General features: G+C 76.2%; 4 protein-coding genes. All 4 read left to right on the top strand.

The genetic code is table 11. The features are described from left to right. Positions 1-2,969, top strand: a 2,969-nt coding sequence (locus GQ466_RS24595; protein WP_161105396.1) for a type I polyketide synthase, incomplete at its 5' end; no start/stop codon positions are given. Positions 2,970-3,010: 41 nt separating this feature from the next. Continuing rightward, positions 3,011-13,405: an SDR family NAD(P)-dependent oxidoreductase gene (locus tag GQ466_RS24590; protein ID WP_337193612.1), complete on the top strand. Its 10,395-nt coding sequence runs from the start codon at positions 3,011-3,013 to the stop codon at positions 13,403-13,405. 3 nt (positions 13,406-13,408) lie between these two features. After that, the gene (locus tag GQ466_RS32475) at positions 13,409-17,611 is read left to right on the top strand and encodes a type I polyketide synthase (protein ID WP_161105394.1); all 4,203 of its coding nucleotides are present in this window, start codon (positions 13,409-13,411) and stop codon (positions 17,609-17,611) included. Next, positions 17,608-19,071: an FAD-dependent monooxygenase gene (locus GQ466_RS24580; RefSeq protein WP_161105393.1), complete on the top strand. Its 1,464-nt coding sequence runs from the start codon at positions 17,608-17,610 to the stop codon at positions 19,069-19,071. The genes GQ466_RS32475 and GQ466_RS24580 overlap by 4 nt, the downstream gene beginning before the upstream one ends. Position 19,072 lies beyond the last annotated feature (1 nt).

Below are 19,072 nucleotides of genomic sequence, written 5' to 3'. Positions count from 1 at the left end.
AGATCCCCTTCTACTCGACGCTGCACAACGCCTTCATCGACACGACCACGCTGACCGGCGAGTACTGGTACGAGAACCTGCGCCACCCCGTCCAGCTCCACCAGGCGGTGGAACACCTGGTCGAGACGGGCCACCGGACGTTCATCGAGTCCAGCCCCCACCCGGTCCTGACCTACCCGCTCCAGCAGATCTCCGAGGACCTGACGGCCCTGCACACGCTGCGCCGCGACAAGGGCGACGACGCGCAGTACCTCACCGCGCTGGCCAACGCCCACGTCCACGGACTGGCGATCGACTGGCCCGCCGTCCTGAAGACCCAGGGCCTCGACACGACCGCGCCGGTCAGCGTCGCCGGGCTCCCCACCTACCCGTTCCAGCGGCGCCGCTACTGGCTGGACGCCCCGTCCGGCGCGGGCCGCCCGCGCGACCACGGCCAGGACGACACCGGCCACCCGCTGCTCAGCGCCGCGATCGCCACGGCGGACGGCGGCCGGACCGTCCTCACCGGACGGCTGTCGGCGCACGCGCAGCCGTGGCTGGCCGACCACGCCGTCCTGGACGCCGGGGTCGTCCCCCCGGCCGTGCTCGTGGAGCTGGCCCTGCACGCCGCCGACCGGGTGGGCGCGGCGGCCGTCGCGGAACTGTCCCTGGACGCGCCGCTGGTCCTTCCGCCGACCGGCGCGCACCAGCTCCAGGTCGGCGTGACAGCGGCGGACGGCGGCTGGGAGCTGACCGTCCACGCCCGCCCCGAGCCCGGCGAGGACGACGACGCCCCCGCCTGGACCCGGTACGCGTCCGGCCGCCTCACCGCCGACGCGCCGCCGGTCCCGGCCGCGCCCGCCGCGTGGCCGCCCGCCGGCGCCGAGGCTTTGGACCCCGACGAGGTGTACGGCCGCCTCGCCGCCCTCGGCTTCGACCACGGTCCGGTGTTCGCCGGGCTGCAGGCGGCCTGGCGGTCCGGCGACGACCTCTACGCCGAGGTCGCGCTGCCCGAGGACACCGGCGTCGCGGGCTTCGGCCTGCACCCGGCGCTGCTCGACGCCGCGCTGCACCCGGCGCTCACCCCGGCCGGGGACGCGCCGCCGTTCGCCTCGGCGTGGACGGACGTCGCCCTGCACGCGACCGGCGCGACGTACCTGCGCGTCCACCTGGCCCGCGCCGGGGACGGGTTCGCGGTCGCGCTCACCGACACGTCCGGCACGCCGGTCGCGTCGGCCGGATCGGTCGCGTTCACGGCGCTGCCGAAGGACAAGCTCGGCGCGGTCGAGGCCCGCTCGGACGCGTCCCTGCTCGCCCTGGACTGGACCCCGATCGCGCTGGACGCGTCCGGCACCGTCACCCCGCACACCGTCCCGGTCACCTGGACGGACGTCCGCGAGGCCACCCACCGCGCCCTGGACCTCCTCCAGAGCTGGCTGAAGGAGGACCACGCGGCGGACGAACGGCTCGTCTTCCTCACCGAGGGCGAGGAGACCTTGGCGGGCGCGGCGGTGGCGGGCCTGGTCCGGTCGGCGCAGACCGAGAACCCCGACCGGTTCGTGCTGCTGCACCACGACGGCCGCCCGGCCTCGGTCGCGGCGGTCCCGGCGGCGCTGGCGACCGGCGAGGCGCAGCTGCGGATCGAGGACGGCACCGTGCACGTGCCCGTCCTCACCCGCACCCCGGCCGAGCCGAAGCCCGTCTCCTTCGACGGCACCGTCCTCGTGACCGGCGCGACGGGGGCGCTCGGCGCGCTCGTCGCCCGGCACCTGGCGGCGTCCTACGGCGTGAAGCGGCTGCTGCTCACCAGCCGGCGCGGCCCGGACGCCCCCGGCGCCCGCGAGCTGGAGGCCGAGTTGACCGCGCACGGCGTCGCGGTGACCGTCGCGGCCTGCGACACCGCCGACCGCGACGCGCTCGCCGCGCTGCTGGCGGACGTCCCGGCGGAGCACCCGCTCGCGGCCGTGGTCCACTCGGCGGGCGTGCTGGACGACGGGATCCTCACCGCGCTGGACGCCGACCGCGTCGACACGGTCCTGCGGCCCAAGGTCGACGCGGCGCGGAACCTGCACGAGCTGGCGCCCGACGTCCCGCTGATCCTGTTCTCGTCGCTGGCGGGCACGGTCGGCAGCCCCGGCCAGGCCAACTACGCCGCCGCGAACGCCTACCTGGACGCCCTCGCCCGCCACCGCGGCGCGAACGGCCTGCCCGGGACGAGCATCGCGTGGGGCCTGTGGGCGGAGGCCGGCGCGATGACCGAGCAGGCCGACCAGTCCCGCATCAACCGGACGGGCATCGGCGCGCTCACCGCCGAGCAGGGCCTCGCGCTGTTCGACGCGGCGCTCGCGGCGGACCGGCCGGTGGTCGCGGCGGCGCGGCTCGTCCCGTCGGCGCTGCGCGCGCAGGCCGCCGAGGGCCTGCTCCCGCCGGTGTTCCGCGGCCTGGTGAAGGGGGTCCGTCGGTCCGCCGCGCCCGCCGCCGCGTCCGCCGACGGCTCTCCGCTCGCCCGGCAGCTCGCGCCGCTGGCCGAGGACGAGCGGCTGGAGCACCTGCTCGGGCTCGTCCGCCGGACCGTCACCGCCGTCCTCGCGCGCGGCGACGGACGCCAGATCGAGGCCGAGCGGGCGTTCAAGGAGATGGGCTTCGACTCGCTGACCGCCGTCGAGCTGCGCAACCGGCTCAACACCGCGACCGGCCTGCGGCTGCCCGCGACGCTCGTCTTCGACCACCCGACCCCGGCCGCGCTGGCCCGCTTCCTCTACGGGGAGCTGTTCCAGGACGAGGGCGACACGCTGCTCGCCGACCTGGACAAGCTGGAGGCGACGCTGTCCGCGCTGACCGACGACACGGCCCGCGACGGCGCCCTGGCCCGCCTGCACGGCCTGCTGCGGCGGTTCGAGACCGTCCCGGCGTCCGACGAGGCCGACCTCGACGCGGTCACCGACGACGAGTTGTTCGACGCGCTCGACAACGAACTCGGAATGCTCTGACGACCCATGACGACGCACGACACGAGGGGTGGCACCGAATGGTGAACGAGGACAGACTCCGCGACTATCTCAAGCGTGCCACCGCGGACCTGCGGCAGGCGCGCAGGCGGCTGCACGAGGCCGAGTCGCGGGCCACCGAGCCGATCGCGATCGTGGCGATGAGCTGCCGGTTCCCCGGGGACGTGCAGTTCCCCGAGCAGTTGTGGCGGCTGGTCCACGACGGGGGCGACGCCGTGGGCGGGCTTCCGGTGGACCGGGGCTGGGACGTCGACAAGATGTACGAGGACGAGGGCGTCACGCGCGTCGTGGAGGGCGGTTTCCTGTCCGACGCGGCCGATTTCGACGCGTCGTTCTTCGGCATCAGCCCGCGTGAGGCGCTGGCGATGGATCCGCAGCAGCGGGTCCTGCTGGAGATCGCGTGGGAGGCGTTCGAGCGGGCGGGCCTGACGCCGGACGGGTTGCGCGGGTCGCGGACGGGCGTGTTCACCGGCGTCATCGCGCAGGAGTACGCGTCGCGGCTGACCAAGGCCCCGGCGGGGCTCGGCGGCTACTTCCTCACCGGGACGGCGACGAGCGTCGCGTCCGGCCGCATCGCCTACACGTTCGGGCTCGAGGGCCCGGCCGTCACGGTCGACACGGCGTGCTCGTCGTCGCTGGTCACGCTGCATCTGGCGGCGCAGGCGCTGCGCACCGGCGAATGCGACCTGGCGCTGGCGGGCGGCGCGACGATCATGTCGGCGCCGAGCATCTTCGCCGAGTTCAGCCGGCAGGGCGGGCTGGCGCCCGACGGCCGCTGCAAGCCGTTCGCCGCCGCCGCCGACGGCACCGGCTGGGCCGAGGGCGCGGGTCTCCTTCTGCTGGAGCGCCTGTCGGACGCCCAGCGCAACGGCCACCCCATCTTCGCGGTCGTGCGGGGCAGCGCGGTCAACCAGGACGGCGCGTCCAACGGCCTGACCGCCCCCAACGGGCCGTCCCAGCAGCGCGTCATCCGCGAAGCGCTCGCCAACGCGCGGCTCGCGGCGAGCGACATCGACGCCGTCGAGGCCCACGGCACCGGCACGACGCTCGGCGACCCGATCGAGGCGCAGGCCCTGCTGGCGACGTACGGGCAGAACCGGGAGCGGCCCGTCCTGCTCGGCGCGATCAAGTCCAACATCGGGCACACGCAGGCCGCCGCCGGCGTCGCGGGCGTCATCAAGATGGTGGAGGCTCTGCGCAACGGCGTCGTGCCGAAGGTGCTGCACGTGGACGAGCCCACCCCGCAGGTCGACTGGGGCCGCGGTTCGGTGCGGCTGCTCACCGAGAACACCCCGTGGCCGGAGACCGGGCGTCCGCGCCGCGCGGCGGTGTCGGCGTTCGGGATCAGCGGGACGAACGCGCACGTCATCCTGGAGCAGGCGCCCGAGCCCGACGCCGAGGAGCAGGCCGAGCCCGCCCCGCGTCCGGAGTGGCACGGGCCGGTGCCGTGGCCGCTGTCGGCGCGCGGCGGCGCGGCGCTGCGGGAGTCGGCGGGACGGCTGGAGCACGTCCTCGCCTGGCACCCCGAGTTCGACTCCGTCGACATCTCCTACTCGCTGCTCACGACGCGCGCCCTGCACGACCGCCGGGCCGTCCTGCTCGCCGAGGACCGCGACGAGGCGCTGGCCGCGCTGGCCGCGTACGCGCGCGGCGAGTCCCCGGCCGCGATCGTGGAGGACGTTCCGCAGCTGGAGCCCGGCAAGCCCGCGTTCCTGTTCCCCGGCCAGGGCAGCCAGCGGCACGGGATGGGCCGCGAGCTGTACGCGACGTACCCGGTGTTCGCGGCGGCGCTGGACGAGGTCTGCGCGCACCTGGACGAGCACCTGGACCGTCCGCTGAAGGACGTCATGTTCGCCGACGGCGACGCGGCGCTGCACGAGACCCGCTACACCCAGCCCGCGCTGTTCGCGCTCGGCGTCGCTTTGTACCGGCTGGTGGAGGCGTGGGGCGTCGTGCCCGGCCACCTCATCGGCCACTCGATCGGCGAGCTGACCGCCGCGCACGTCGCGGGCGTCCTGGACCTGCCGGACGCGGCGCGGCTCGTCGCGGCCCGCGCCCGGCTCATGCAGGAGCTTCCGGCGGGCGGGGCGATGCTGTCGGTGCGGGCCGCCGAGGACGTCGTCCGGCCGCTGCTGGAGGACGGCGTCTCGCTCGCGGCGGTGAACGGCCCGGACGCGACCGTCGTGTCCGGCGACGCCGACGTCGTGGACCGCATCGCCGCCGCCCTGGACGCGCGCGGGATCCGGACGCGGCGCCTCAAGGTCAGCCACGCCTTCCACTCCCCGCACATGGACCCGATGCTGGAGGCCTTCGGCGACGTCGCCGCGAGCGTGACGTTCCGGCCCGCGCGGATCCCGGTCGTGTCGAATCTGACCGGCGCCGTCGCGACGGACGAGGAGCTGTCCGCGCCCGAGTACTGGACGCGGCACGTGCGCGAGGCCGTCCGGTTCCACGACGGCGTCGCGGCGCTGCGCGCGGCGGGCGTCGCGACGTTCCTCGAACTCGGCCCCGACACCACGCTCAGCACGCTCGTCCAGCCGGGCTCCGACGAGGCGGCGGTCCCGCTGCTGCGCCCGAACCGGCCCGAGCCGCACACGTTCCTGACCGCGCTGGCCCGCACCCACGCGCGCGGGATCACGGTCGCCTGGACGGAGCAGTTCGCGGGCACGCCGGGCACCGTCCCGCTCCCGACCTACCCGTTCCAGCGGCAGCGGTTCTGGATCGACGCGCCCGACACCGTCTCCGACGCGACGGACCTCGGCCTGGCCCGCAGCGACCATCCGCTGCTCCGCGCCTCGGTGACGCTCGCTGACGGCAACACGACGGTGTTCACCGGCAGGTTGTCGCTGCGGACGCACCCGTGGCTCGCCGACCACACCGTGGACGGGATCACGACCGTCCCGGCGTCGGCGATCACCGAGCTGGCGCTGGAGGCGGGCCGCCGCGCGGGCCGGCCGCGCGTGCAGGACCTCGGCCTGGACATCCCGCTGACGTTCCCCGCCGACGGCGCGGTGCAGCTCCTCATCACCTTCGACGTGACCGACGAGGACGGCCTGCGCCCGGTGTTCGTCCACTCCCGCCCGGAGGCGGCCGACGCCGACGACGAGCCGTGGACCCGGCACGCGACCGGCACGCTCGCGGCGGTCTGGCCGGTCGTGCCGGTGCCGACCGCGTCGTGGCCGCCGCCGGACGCCGTCCCGGTCGACGTGGACGCCCTCTACGACCGGCTCGCCGACGAGGGCCGCCGGCCCGGACCGCTGTTCCGTCCGCTGGCCGCCGCGTGGCGGGCCGGGGACGACCTGTTCGCCGAGGCCGTCCTGCCCGAGGACGCCGACGTGGACGGCTACGTCCTGCACCCGGCGCTGTTCGAGGCCGCGCTGCAGCTCGCGGGCGAGGCCGGGGACGCGGCCGTGCTGACGCCGCGCGAGTGGAGCGGCGTGACCGTCCACACGACCGGCGCGACGGCGGCGCGGCTGCGGCTGAGCCCGGTGCCCGGCACGGCCGGGACGTTCGCGCTGACGATGACCGACGCGGCCGGGGAGCTGGTCGCGACGGCGGACGCGGTGCGGGTGGAGGCGGCCCCGGCCGTCCGGCGCACGGCGCCGCGCTCGCTGTACGAGCTGCGGTGGGAGCCCGCCGGGCCGTCCGCTTCGGTGTCGGACGGTCTCGGCGACGCGACGCTGTTCGAGGTCGAGACCCTGTCCGACGACGTCCCGACGGCCGTCCACCTGGCGACGCACCGGGCGCTCGACGCGCTGCGCGGCGCGCTGGACGCCGACGGCCCGGTCGTCGTCGTGACGCGCGGCGCGGTCGCGGCCGGGCCGGGCGAGCGGGTCCGCGACCTGCCCGGCGCGGCGGTCTGGGGGCTGGTGCGGTCCGCGCAGAACGAGCACCCGGGCCGGTTCGTGCTGGTCGACCTGGACGACGCGCCCGCCTCCGGGGACGCCGTCGCGGCGGTGCTGGCGGCCGGGCTGACGCAGGCGGCGGTCCGCGACGGGCAGCTCCTGCTGCCCCGGCTCGCGCGCCTGACGCCCGAGGACGCCGCGCCGCCCGCGCTGGACGGCACCGTCCTCGTCACCGGCGCGACCGGCACGCTCGGCGCGCTCGTCGCCCGGCACCTGGTCGCCGAGCGCGGCGTCCGGAGCCTGCTGCTGGTCAGCCGGCGCGGCCGGGACGCCGACGGCGCGCTGGAGCTGGAGGCCGAGCTGACCGCGCAGGGCGCCGACGTCACGGTCGCGGCCTGCGACATCGCCGACCGCACCGCGCTCGGCACGCTGCTGGCCGACGTGGACCTGGCGGCGGTCTATCACGTCGCGGGCGCCCTGGACGACGCGACGCTCACCTCCCTCACCCCCGACCGGATCGACACGGCGCTGCGTCCCAAGGTGGACGGCGCGTGGAACCTGCACGAGCTGACCCGCGACCGCGAGCTGGCGGCGTTCGTCCTGTTCTCCTCGGTCGCCGGCGTCATCGGCAACCCGGGCCAGGGCAACTACGCGGCGGGCAACGCGTTCCTGGACGCGCTCGCCGCGGTCCGCGCGGCCGACGGCCTGCCCGCCGCGAGCCTCGCGTGGGGCCTGTGGGACCCGGTCAGCGCGATGACCGGACGGCTGTCGGACGGCGACCGGGGCCGCATCGGGCGCGGCGGCATCGCGCCGCTGTCGGCCGACGAGGGCCTGGCGCTGCTGGACCTCGCCGTCGCGCAGGACCGTCCGGCGCTGGTGCCGGTGCGGCTGGACACGTCCGTGCTGCGCGCCCAGGCCGCCGAGGGCAAGCTGTCACCCCTGCTGCACGGCCTCGTGCCCGCGCCGCTGCGCCGCGCCGCCGCCGCTTCCCCCGCCGACGGCTCGCTCGCCGCCGAGCTGGCCGGGCTGGACGACGCCGCCCGCGACCGCGCGCTGATCGAGCTGGTCCGCGACCACGTCGTCGCCGTCCTCGGCCACTCCGGCGCGGACGCCGTCGAGGTCGCGCGGCCGTTCAACGAGATCGGCTTCGACTCGCTGACCGGCGTCGAGCTGCGCAACCGGCTGAGCGCGGCGACCGGGCTGCGGCTGCCGGCCACGCTGATCTTCGACCACCCGACGCCGGTCGCCCTGGCCCGGCATCTGCGCGACGAGCTGGTGGGCGCGGCCGACGCCGTCCCCGCCGGGCACCGCGCCGCGCCCGGCACGGCGGACGAGCCCATCGCGATCGTCGCGATGAGCTGCCGCTTCCCCGGCGGCGCGGACACGCCGGAGGCGCTGTGGCGGGTCCTGTCGGAGGGCGTGGACACGGTCGGCGGCCTGCCGGAGAACCGGAACTGGGACATCGACGGGCTCTACGACCCCGACCCGGACAAGTCCGGCAAGTTCTATGTCAACACGGGCGCGTTCCTCTACGAGGCGGGCGAGTTCGACCCCGAGTTCTTCGGGATCAGCCCGCGCGAGGCCCTGGCGATGGAGCCGCAGCAGCGGATCCTGCTGGAGACGGCGTGGGAGGCGTTCGAGCGCGCCGGGCTGACGGCCGAGACGCTGCGCGGCTCCCGGACGGGCGTGTTCACCGGCGTCATCGCGCAGAGCTACGTCCCCGGCCTGCACGCGTCGCTGTCGGGCGGCGAGGGCTACTTCATGACCGGCAACACCACCAGCGTGGCGTCCGGCCGGATCTCCTACACGTTCGGGCTGGAAGGCCCGGCCGTCACGGTCGACACCGCGTGCTCGTCCTCGCTGGTGGCGCTGCACCTCGCGGCGCAGGCGCTGCGCAACGGCGAGTGCGACCGGGCGCTGGCGGGCGGCGTGACGGTGCTGGCCTCGCCCGGGATCTTCATCGAGTTCAGCCGGCAGCGCGGGCTCGCGCCCGACGGCCGCTGCAAGGCGTTCGCCGACGGCGCGGACGGCACCGGCTGGGGCGAGGGCGCGGGACTGCTCGTCCTGGAGCGGCTGTCGGAGGCGCGGCGCGCGGGGCACCCGGTGCTCGCCGTGCTGCGCGGCACCGCGATCAACCAGGACGGGGCGTCCAACGGCCTCACCGCGCCGAACGGGCCGTCACAGCAGCGGGTGATCCGCGCGGCGCTGGCGTCGGCGGGCCTGGAGGCGGCCGAGGTGGACGCCGTGGAGGCCCACGGCACCGGCACCAAGCTCGGCGACCCGATCGAGGCGCAGGCGCTGCTCGCGACCTACGGGCGCGAGCGCGAGGAGCCGCTGTGGCTCGGGTCGATCAAGTCCAACATCGGGCACACGCAGGCGGCGGCGGGCGTCGCCGGGGTCATCAAGATGATCCTGGCGATGCGGCACGGCGTCCTGCCGAAGACGCTGCACGTGGACGCGCCGACCGGCGAGGTCGACTGGACGGCCGGGTCGGTGGCGCTGCTGACCGAGAACACGCCGTGGCCGCAGACCGGGCGCCCGCGCCGCGCGGCGGTGTCGTCGTTCGGGATCAGCGGGACGAACGCGCACGTCATCCTGGAGAGCGCCGACGCGGAGGCGCCCGCCCCCGCCGAGCACGACGGCCCGGTGGCGCTGCCTTTGTCCGCGCGGACCGAGCGGGCACTGCGCGACCAGGCCGGACGGCTCCGCGACGCGCTCGCCGACACGCCCCCGGCCGCCGTCGCGCACGCGCTGGCGACGACGCGGGAGGCGTTCGACCACCGGGCCGTCGTCATCGGCACCGGCCGGGCGGACCTGGCCGACCGGCTCGCCGCCCTCGCCGCCGGCGGGGAGCCCGGCCAGGTCGTGACCGGCACGGTCGGCAACCCCGGCAAGACGGTGTTCGTCTTCCCGGGCCAGGGTTCGCAGTGGGCCGGGATGGCCGCCGACCTCTACGCGACGAACGCCGTGTTCCGCGAACACCTCGACCGGTGCGTCCAGGCCCTCAGCCCCTACGTGACCTGGGACCCGACCGATCTGTCCGCGCTGGAGAGCGTGGACACGGTCCAGCCCGCACTGTGGGCGATCATGGTGTCGCTCGCGCATCTCTGGCAGCACTCGGGCGTCCGGCCCGACGCGGTGATCGGGCACTCCCAGGGCGAGATCGCCGCCGCCTACATCGCGGGGGCGCTCTCGCTGGAGGACGCGGCGGCCGTCGTCGCGCTGCGCAGCAAGACCCTGACGATCATCACGGGCGACACGACGATGGCGTCGATCCCCCTCGCCGCCGACGCCATCGACCTGCCGGACGGCGCGTACGTGGCGGCCTACAACGGCCCGAACCAGACCGTCATCTCCGGTGACGCGACCGCGCTGCGCGAACTGGTCGAGAGCTACCAGGCCGAGGGCATCCAGGCCCGGCTCGTCCCGGTGGACTACGCGTCCCACTCCCCCTACGTCGAGCCCCTGAAGGACGACCTCCTCAAGGCCCTCAAGGACATCCGGCCCACCGAGGCGACGATCCCCTTCTACTCGACGCTGCACAACGCCTTCATCGACACGACCACGCTGACCGGCGAGTACTGGTACGAGAACCTGCGCCATCCCGTCCAGCTCCACCAGGCCGTGGAACACCTGGTCCGGACGGGCCACCGGACGTTCATCGAGTCCAGCCCCCACCCGGTCCTGACGTACCCGTTGCAGCAGATCTCCGAGGACCTGACGGCCCTGCACACGCTGCGCCGCGACAAGGGCGACGACGTCCAGTACCTCACCGCGCTGGCGAGCGCCCACGTCCACGGGCTGGCGATCGACTGGCCGACCGTCCTCGGCACCGCCGGGACGGGCCCCGTCGACCTCCCGACCTACGCGTTCCAGCGCCGCCACTTCTGGCTGGACGCCCCGTCCTCGACCGGCGACCCCGCCGAGATCGGCCTGGACGCCGCCGAGCACCCGCTGCTCGGCGCGGCGGTGTCGCTCGCGGCGGGCGAGGGCAGCGTGTTCACCGGCCGCCTGTCGGCGCGGACGCAGCCGTGGCTGGCCGACCACGCGGTCGGCGAGGCGGTCCTGCTGCCGGGCACCGCGTTCGTGGACCTCGCGCTGCACGCCGGCCGCGAGACCGGCCACGAGCACGTGGACGAGCTGACGCTGCACGCGCCGCTCATCCTCCCCGAGTCCGGCGCGCTGCAGGTGCAGGTGACGGTCGGCGCCCCGGACGGCGACGCCGCCGACGTGAGCGTCCACGCCCGTCCCGACGCCGACGCGCCGTGGACGCTGCACGCCACCGGCCGCCTCACCGCCGCCCCGCCCGAGGAACCGCCGACGCTGGCGTGGCCGCCGGCCGGGACGCAGATCCCGGTGGACGGCCTGTACGAGCGGCTGGCGGAGTTCGGCTACGGCTACGGCCCGGTGTTCCAGGGCCTGCGGGCGGCCTGGCGCGACGGCGACGACCTGTACGCCGAGGTCGCCGTCCCCGAGGGCACGCCGACCGGCTTCGGGATCCATCCGGCGCTGCTGGACGCGTGCCTGCACGTCCTGCTGCTCGGCGGCGAGGGCGACGGGGAGGGCGGCGGCGTCCGGCTGCCGTTCTCCTGGGGCGGGGTGACGCTGCACGCGACGGGCGCGACGTCCGTGCGGGCGCGGCTGTCCAAGGCCGAGGGCGACGCGGTCGCGCTGGCGATCACCGACGCGTCCGGCGCGCCGGTGGCGTCGGTGCGGTCGCTCGCGGTGCGGCCGGTGGCACCCGAACAGCTCGCGCCGTCCGGCGGCGACCGGGACGCCCTGCTGGCCCTGGACTGGACGGCCGCCGCGACCCCGGCGCCGCTCGCCTCGGACGCCTACACGGTCGTCGCCGATCTCGCCGAGCTGGAGACGGTCCCGGACGTGGTGGTGCTGACGCCGACCCCGTCCGACGGAGACGTCCCGGCCGCCGTCCGCGCCACGACGATCGCGGTCATGGAGGCGCTGCAGGCGTTCGTCACCGACGAGCGGTTCGCGGCGGCGCGGCTGGTCGTGCTGACGCGCGGCGCGGTCGCGGCCGAGCCGGGCGAGGCGCCCGACATCACGACGGCGCCGGTGTGGGGCCTGCTGCGGTCGGCGCAGAACGAGAACCCCGGCCGCTTCACGCTGCTGGACACCGACGGCTCCGACGCGTCGCGGGCCGCGCTGGCGACGGCGCTGGCCTCCGACGAACCGCAGCTCGCGCTGCGCGGCGGGTCACTGCTCGTCCCGCGCCTGGCGCGGCGCGACCCGGTGCCCGCCGAACCCGCCGACCTGTCGACGGGGACGGTCCTGGTCACCGGCGCGACCGGCACGATCGGCGGGCTCGTCGCGAAGCGCCTGGTCACCGGGCACGGTGTCCGGGACCTGCTGCTGGTCAGCCGGTCCGGCCGCGCGGCGGCGGGCGCCGAAGAGATCGAGGCCGAGCTGACCGGGCTCGGCGCGACGGTCGAGATCGCGGCCTGCGACACCGCCGACCGCGCCGCCCTGGCCGCGCTGCTGGACGGCCGGACGATCAGCGCGGTCGTCCACGCGGCCGGCGCGCTGGACGACGGCGTCCTCACCTCCCTCACCCCCGAGCGGCTGGAGACGGTGCTGCGCCCGAAGGTGGACGCGGCCTGGAACCTGCACGAGCTGGTCGGCGCCGACGCGGCGGCGTTCGTGCTGTTCTCGTCGGCGTCGGCGACGCTCGGCAACCCGGGCCAGTCCAACTACGCCGCCGCGAACACGTTCCTGGACGCGCTCGCCGAGCGCCGCCGCGCCGACGGCCTGCCCGGCACGTCGGTCGTGTGGGGGCACTGGGCGGAGGCCAGCGGCATGACCGGCCACCTCGGCCACGCGGACCTGGCGCGCATGTCGCGCGGCGGGATCGCGCCGCTGACCAACGAGCAGGGCCTCGCGCTGTTCGACGCGGCCCTGGCCGACGCCCGTCCGGTCGTGGTGGCGGCGCGGCTCGCCCCGGCGGCGCTGCGGGCGCGGGCGGCCGAGGGGCAGTTGCCGCCGCTGCTGCGCGGGCTCGTCCGGGTCCCGGTGCGGACGGCCGCGGCGGCGTCCGACGGGCCGGGCCTGGCGGAGCGGCTGGCGGGCCTGGAGCCGCCGGAGCGGCACCGGCTGCTGCTGGACCTGGTGCGCGGCAACGTCGCCACGGTCCTCGGGCACGCGGGCGCCGAGTCCGTCGACGCGGGCCGGGCGTTCAAGGAGCTGGGCTTCGACTCCCTGACGGCCGTGGAGCTGCGCAACCGGCTCAACGCGGCGAGCGGGCTGCGGCTGCCCGCGACGCTGGTGTTCGACCATCCCACCCCGGCCGCGATCGCCGACCTGCTGGAGCAGCGCCTCGTCCCCGAGGAGGTCTCGGCCGCCGAGCGGCTGCTGACCGAGCTGGACCGGCTGGAGGACGAGCTGGCGCGCGTCGGGTCCGACGCCGACGCCGAGGCCCGCGCGCGGATCACCGCGCGGCTCCAGGCGCTCGCCCGGGGCTGGACCGGCGACACCGCCGGGGACGCGGCGGACCGGATCGAGGCGGCCAGCACCGACGAGATCTTCGACCTCATCGACAACGAACTCGGGGTGTCCTGACCGATGGCTGAGCAGACCACCGAAGACAAGCTCGTCGCCTACCTCAAGCGCGTCACCGCCGACCTCCAGCGCACGCGCAAGCGGCTGGAGGAGGTGGAGGCCAAGCAGGACGAGCCGATCGCGATCGTCGCGATGAGCTGCCGCTACCCGGGCGGGGTGCGCTCCCCCGAGGAGCTGTGGCGGCTGGTCGAACAGGAGCTGGACGTCGTCGGGGACCTGCCCGCCGACCGGGGCTGGGCGGTCGAGGAGCTGTACGACCCCGACCCGGGCGCGTCCGGCAAGACGTACACGCGGGAGGGCGGCTTCCTCTACGACGCGGCCGACTTCGACCCCGAGTTCTTCGGGATCAGCCCGCGCGAGGCCCTGGCGATCGACCCGCAGCAGCGGCTGCTGCTGGAGCTGACGTGGGAGGCGATGGAGCGGGCCGGGATCGGGCCGGTCTCGCTGCGCGGCTCGCGGACGGGCGTGTTCACCGGCGTCATGTACTCCGACTACGCGGCGCGGCTGATGGTCGCGCCGCCGGAGGAGTTCGAGGCGGTGCTCGGCAGCGGGAGCGCGCCGAGCATCGCGTCCGGCCGCGTCGCCTACACGTTCGGGCTCGAAGGCCCGGCCGTCACGGTCGACACGGCGTGCTCGTCGTCGCTGGTCGCGGTCCACCTGGCGAGCCAGGCGCTGCGCAAGGGCGACTGCGACCTCGCGCTCGCGGGCGGCGTGACCGTCATGGCGACCCCGACGCTGTTCGTGGAGTTCAGCCGCCAGCGGGGTCTGGCGCCCGACGGCCGGTGCAAGCCGTTCGCCGCCGCCGCCGACGGCACCGGCTGGGCCGAAGGGGCGGGCCTGCTGCTGCTGGAGCGGCTGTCGGACGCGCAGCGCAACGGCCACCCGATCCTGGCGGTGGTGCGGGGCAGCGCGGTCAACCAGGACGGCGCGTCCAACGGCCTCACCGCGCCGAACGGGCCGTCGCAGCAGCGCGTCATCCGGCAGGCGCTCGACGACGCGCGGCTCGCGCCGGGCGACGTGGACGCCGTCGAGGCGCACGGCACCGGCACGACGCTCGGCGACCCGATCGAGGCGCAGGCGCTGCTCGCCACCTACGGGCAGGACCGCGAGCACCCGCTCCAGCTCGGCGCGCTGAAGTCCAACATCGGGCACACGCAGGCGGCGGCGGGCGTCGCGGGCGTCATCAAGATGGTCCAGGCCATGCGCCACGGACGGCTCCCGAAGACCCTGCACATCGACGCGCCGACCCCGCACGTCGAGTGGGACGCCGGGAGCGTCGAGCTGCTGGACGAGGCCCGCCCCTGGCCGGAGACGGGCCGGCCGCGCCGCGCGGGCGTGTCGTCGTTCGGCATCAGCGGGACGAACGCGCACGTCATCGTGGAGCAGCCGCCCGCCCCCGAGGAGCGCGACGAGCCGACGGCGCCGGGCGTCCTGCCGTGGGTGCTGTCCGCGCGGACCGAGCAGGGCCTGCGGCGGCAGGCCCGGCGGCTGCGCGACCGCCTCGACCCGGACACGACCGACCTCCAGGTGGCCTACGGGCTCGCGACGGGCCGCAGCCCGTTCGAGCACCGCGCCGTCGTCGTCGCGCAGGACCGGGCGGAGTTCCTGCGCGGCCTGGACGTCCTCGCCGAGGGCGAGACGGCCACCAACGTGGTGAAGGACGTCGCCGCGCCCGGACGGCTGGCGTTCCTGTTCACCGGCCAGGGCAGCCAGCGCGCCGGGATGGGCCGCGAGCTGTACGAGACGTACCCGGTGTTCGCCGAGGCGGTCGACGCCATCGCCGAGCGCGTCGACCTGCCGCTGAAGGAGGTGATGTTCGGCGACGACCCGCGCCTGAACGAGACGCGGTTCACCCAGACGTCGCTGTTCGCGCTGGAAGTCGCGCTGTTCCGGCTCCTGGAGTCGTGGGGCGTCACCCCCGACCACCTGCTCGGCCACTCGATCGGGGAACTGGCCGCCGCGCACGTCGCGGGCGTCCTGGACCTGGACGACGCCTGCACGCTCGTCGCCGCCCGCGCCCGCCTCATGCAGGACCTGCCCGAGGGCGGCGCGATGGCGCAGCTCCAGGCCACCGAGGACGAGGTCCTGCCGCTGCTGGACGCGACGGTGTCCATCGCCGCCGTCAACGGCCCCCGCTCGGTCGTGGTGTCGGGCGACGCCGAGTCCGTCGCGCGAATCGGCCGGGAGTTCAAGTCCAAGGCGCTGAAGGTCAGCCACGCGTTCCACTCCCCCCACACCGAAGGCGTCCTGGACGCGTTCCGCGCCGTCGCCGAGACGCTGACCTACCGCAGGCCGCGCATCCCGATCGCGGCGAACACCGAGGGGGACGTCGCGACGCCCGAGTACTGGGTGCGGCACATCCGCGACGCCGTCCGGTTCCACGACGGCGTGCGGGCGCTGGACGCGGCGGGCGTCGGCGTCTATCTCGAACTCGGCCCCGACCCGGTGCTGACCTCGCTCGCGCACGCGGCGCTGCCGGAGTCGGGCGCGGTGTTCGCGCCCGCGCTGCGGTCCCGGCGGCCCGAGCGGCGGACGCTGCTCACCGCGCTCGGCCGCCTGCACGCGCGCGGCGCCGACGTCGACTTCGGCCGGGTGGTCGGGCCGCGGCCCGCCGGGCACGCCGACCTGCCGACCTACCCGTTCGAGCGGCGCCGCTACTGGCTGGACGCCCGTCCCGTCGAGACCGCGCAGGGCGCGTCGCCCGAGCGGCGCTTCTGGGACGCCGTCGAGAGCGGCGACCTGGCGGAGCTGGCGGCGTGCCTGGACGTGGACGGCGGCGGGCGCGCCGCGCTGACCGAACTGCTCCCCGCATTGTCGGCGCTGCGCCGCCAGCGGGACTGGCGGTTCCGGGTCGGGTGGCGGGCCGTCCCGGAGGCCCCGGCGCGGTCCCGGCCGGGGACGTGGCTGCTGGTCGGACCGGACGAGCCCGCGATCGCCGCCGCGCTCACCGCGCACGGCCACGAGGTCGTCGCGGCCCCCGGCCCGGACGCCGTCCCGGCGGGCGCCGCGCCCGCCGGGGTCCTGTCGCTGCTGCCGGACGTCGCCGCCAACCGGGCGCTCATCGCGGCGCTGGAGACCGCGAAGGTCACCGCGCCGCTGTGGATCGCGACGCGCGCGACCGTGGCGGTCGGCCCGTCCGACGTGGTCGCCGACGACCCCGTCCAGGCCGAGCTGTGGGGCCTGCCCGCGCGGCTGGTCGACCTGCCCGAGCTGCTGGACGCCCCCGCGCTGGACCGGCTGCCCGACGTCCTCGGCGCCGAGGACGGCGAGGAGCGCATCGCGCTGCGCGGCACCGGCGCGTTCGCGCCCCGGCTGGAGCAGGCCGCGCCCGCGACCGCGCGGTGGCGGCCGTCGGGGACCGTCCTGGTCGTCGGGACGGGCGGGCACGCGGCGCGCTGGCTGGCCCGCAACGGCGCCGAGCACCTGGTCCTCACCGAACCGCTCACCGAGGACGTCGACGTCCCGGTGACCGTCGCCGGATGCGACCCGGGCGCGCTGCTCGCGGCCGTCACCGGCGACCTGCCGCCGCTGACGGCGGTGGTGCTCGCCGAGCCGATGCCGGTCGAGGTCCTGCGCCGCTGGCACGAGCTGACCGAGCCGCTGGACCTGACGGCGTTCGTCATGTTCACCTCCACGGCGGCGGTCTTCGGCGGTCCGGCCGACGAGGCCGGCGCCGCCGCCTACGCCGAGGCGCTGGCCCGGCGCCGCCGCCAGAAGGGCCTGCCCGCGCTCGCCGTCGCCTGGGGCGTGGACGCCTCGGTCGCCGGTCCCGCCGCGTCCGTCCTGGAAGAGGCGGTGGCCGAGGGGCGCCCGGCGGTGGTGGTCGCCGACATCGACTGGGCGACGTTCGTCCCGTCCCTGCGCGACCCCCGGCTGGTCGCCGAGCTGCCCGCCGCCGCGCCGCACCTGGCGTTCGCCGACGCCTCGCCCGAGGGCGCCGCGTTCCTGCGGCGGCTGGCCGAGGCCGCGCCCGAGGACGGTGACGCGCTGCTGCTGGACGCCGTCGTGACCTACGCGGCCGAAACCCTCGGGCAGCCGCTCGGGCCCGACGACGTCTTCCTCGACGCCGGGTTCTCGTCCTTCACCGCGCTGGAGTTCAGCAACCGGCTCCGGGCGGCGACGGGCGTGGTGGTCCCGACCGTCGCGATCTACGACCACCCCACGCCCCGCGACCTCGTCCACCATCTGCGGAAGGAATCCTCGTGAGCACTGCGGTCGTCATCGTCGGAGCGGGACCGGTCGGGCTGGCGCTGGCCTGCGAGCTGGGCGCCGCCGGGGTCGCGGCGACCGTCCTGGAGCGCCGGGACGGCACCGACCTGCGGTCCCCGGGCATGGCGATCAACGGGGCGGTCGTGGAGCTGCTGGAGCAGCGCGGGCTGCTGGAGGCGCTGCGGCAGTACGCGATGGACCTGCCCGCCGCGCACTTCTCCAACCTGTGGCTGGACCTGGCGCCGGTGCTGGCCGAGCACCCGCCGTCGATGATCGTCCCGCAGTGGCGGATCGAGCAGCACCTCGAATCCCGCGCCAAGGACCTCGGCGTCACGATCGTGCGGGGCGCGGAGGTCACCGGGCTGGAGCAGGACGACGACGCGGTCACCGTCACCTACAACGGCGGGCAGACGCTGACGGCGTCCTACGTCGTGGGCTGCGACGGGCCCGGCAGCACCGTCCGGCGGCTCGCCGGGATCGGGTTCCCGCTGCGGGACACCAAGTTCTACGGGCTGCTCGGCGACATCGAGGCCGACTTCGGCGACCTGCTGCCCGAGCAGGTCGGCGCGTCCTACTCCCCCGTCGGCGGCACGTACGCGGGCACGCCCGCCGAGCCGGGCGTGTGGCGGATCAACACGGCCGAGTGGGGCGTGGAGCCCGCCGACCCGGGCGCGCCCGTCACGCTGGACGAGCTGAACGACCGCGTGGAGCGCCTGACCGGCACGCGGTTCAAGAAGGCGACGGCGCGCTGGCTCGTCCGCACGCAGAACCCGACCGCGAACGCCGACGCCTACCGAAGCGGCCGGGTGTTCCTCGCCGGGGACGCCGCGCACGTCTTCTTCCCGTTCAACGGGCAGCGGCTCAGCGCGGGCTTCCACGACGCGTCCAACCTCGGCTGGAAGCTGGCCGCCGACCTCGGCGGATGGGCGCCGGACGGGCTGCTGGACACCTACCACGGCGAGCGGCACCCGGTCGGCCGGTGGATCTGCGTGAACGTCCAGGCGCAGGAGGCGCTGGCGGCCCCGCCGGAGAGCGCGCAGCCGCTGCGCGAGCTGTTCGCCGCGCTGATCGCGCTGCCCGACGCCAACCGGTACCTGGCCGAGCTGGTGATGGGGCTGGGCGTCCGCTACCCGCTCGGCGGCGCGGACGCGCATCCGCTGGTCGGGCGGCGGCTGCGGGTGGCGCTCGCGCCGGGCCGGGGCGCGCTGCTGGACTTCGGCGGCGGCGTGCCGGACGGCGTGCCGGACGGCGCGCTGGACGGCGCGCTGGGCGGCGTGCCGGACGGCGCGCTGGACGGCCGGGAGGACCGCGTCGACCTCGTCGCGCGGGAGCCGCTGCCGGGCGCGGACGTCCCGGCGGCGCTGGTCCGCCCGGACGGGCACGTGGTCTGGGTGGCGGCCGAGGGCGGCGGCGACCTGGCGGAGGCGCTCGGACGCTGGTTCGGCGCCGGGCGTTGAC

The organism is Actinomadura rayongensis (genome assembly GCF_009831215.1).
Lineage (GTDB): Bacteria > Actinomycetota > Actinomycetes > Streptosporangiales > Streptosporangiaceae > Spirillospora > Spirillospora rayongensis.
The sequence above is the reverse complement of the archived record's forward strand: the minus strand, read 5'-3'. Positions and strand labels throughout refer to the sequence as shown.

What these genes read in the sequence shown, in the direction of transcription:
- GQ466_RS32475 (WP_161105394.1), top strand. Translation starts at nt 13,409, where the DNA reads ATGGCTGAGCAGACCACCGAAGACAAGCTCGTCGCCTACCTCAAGCGC.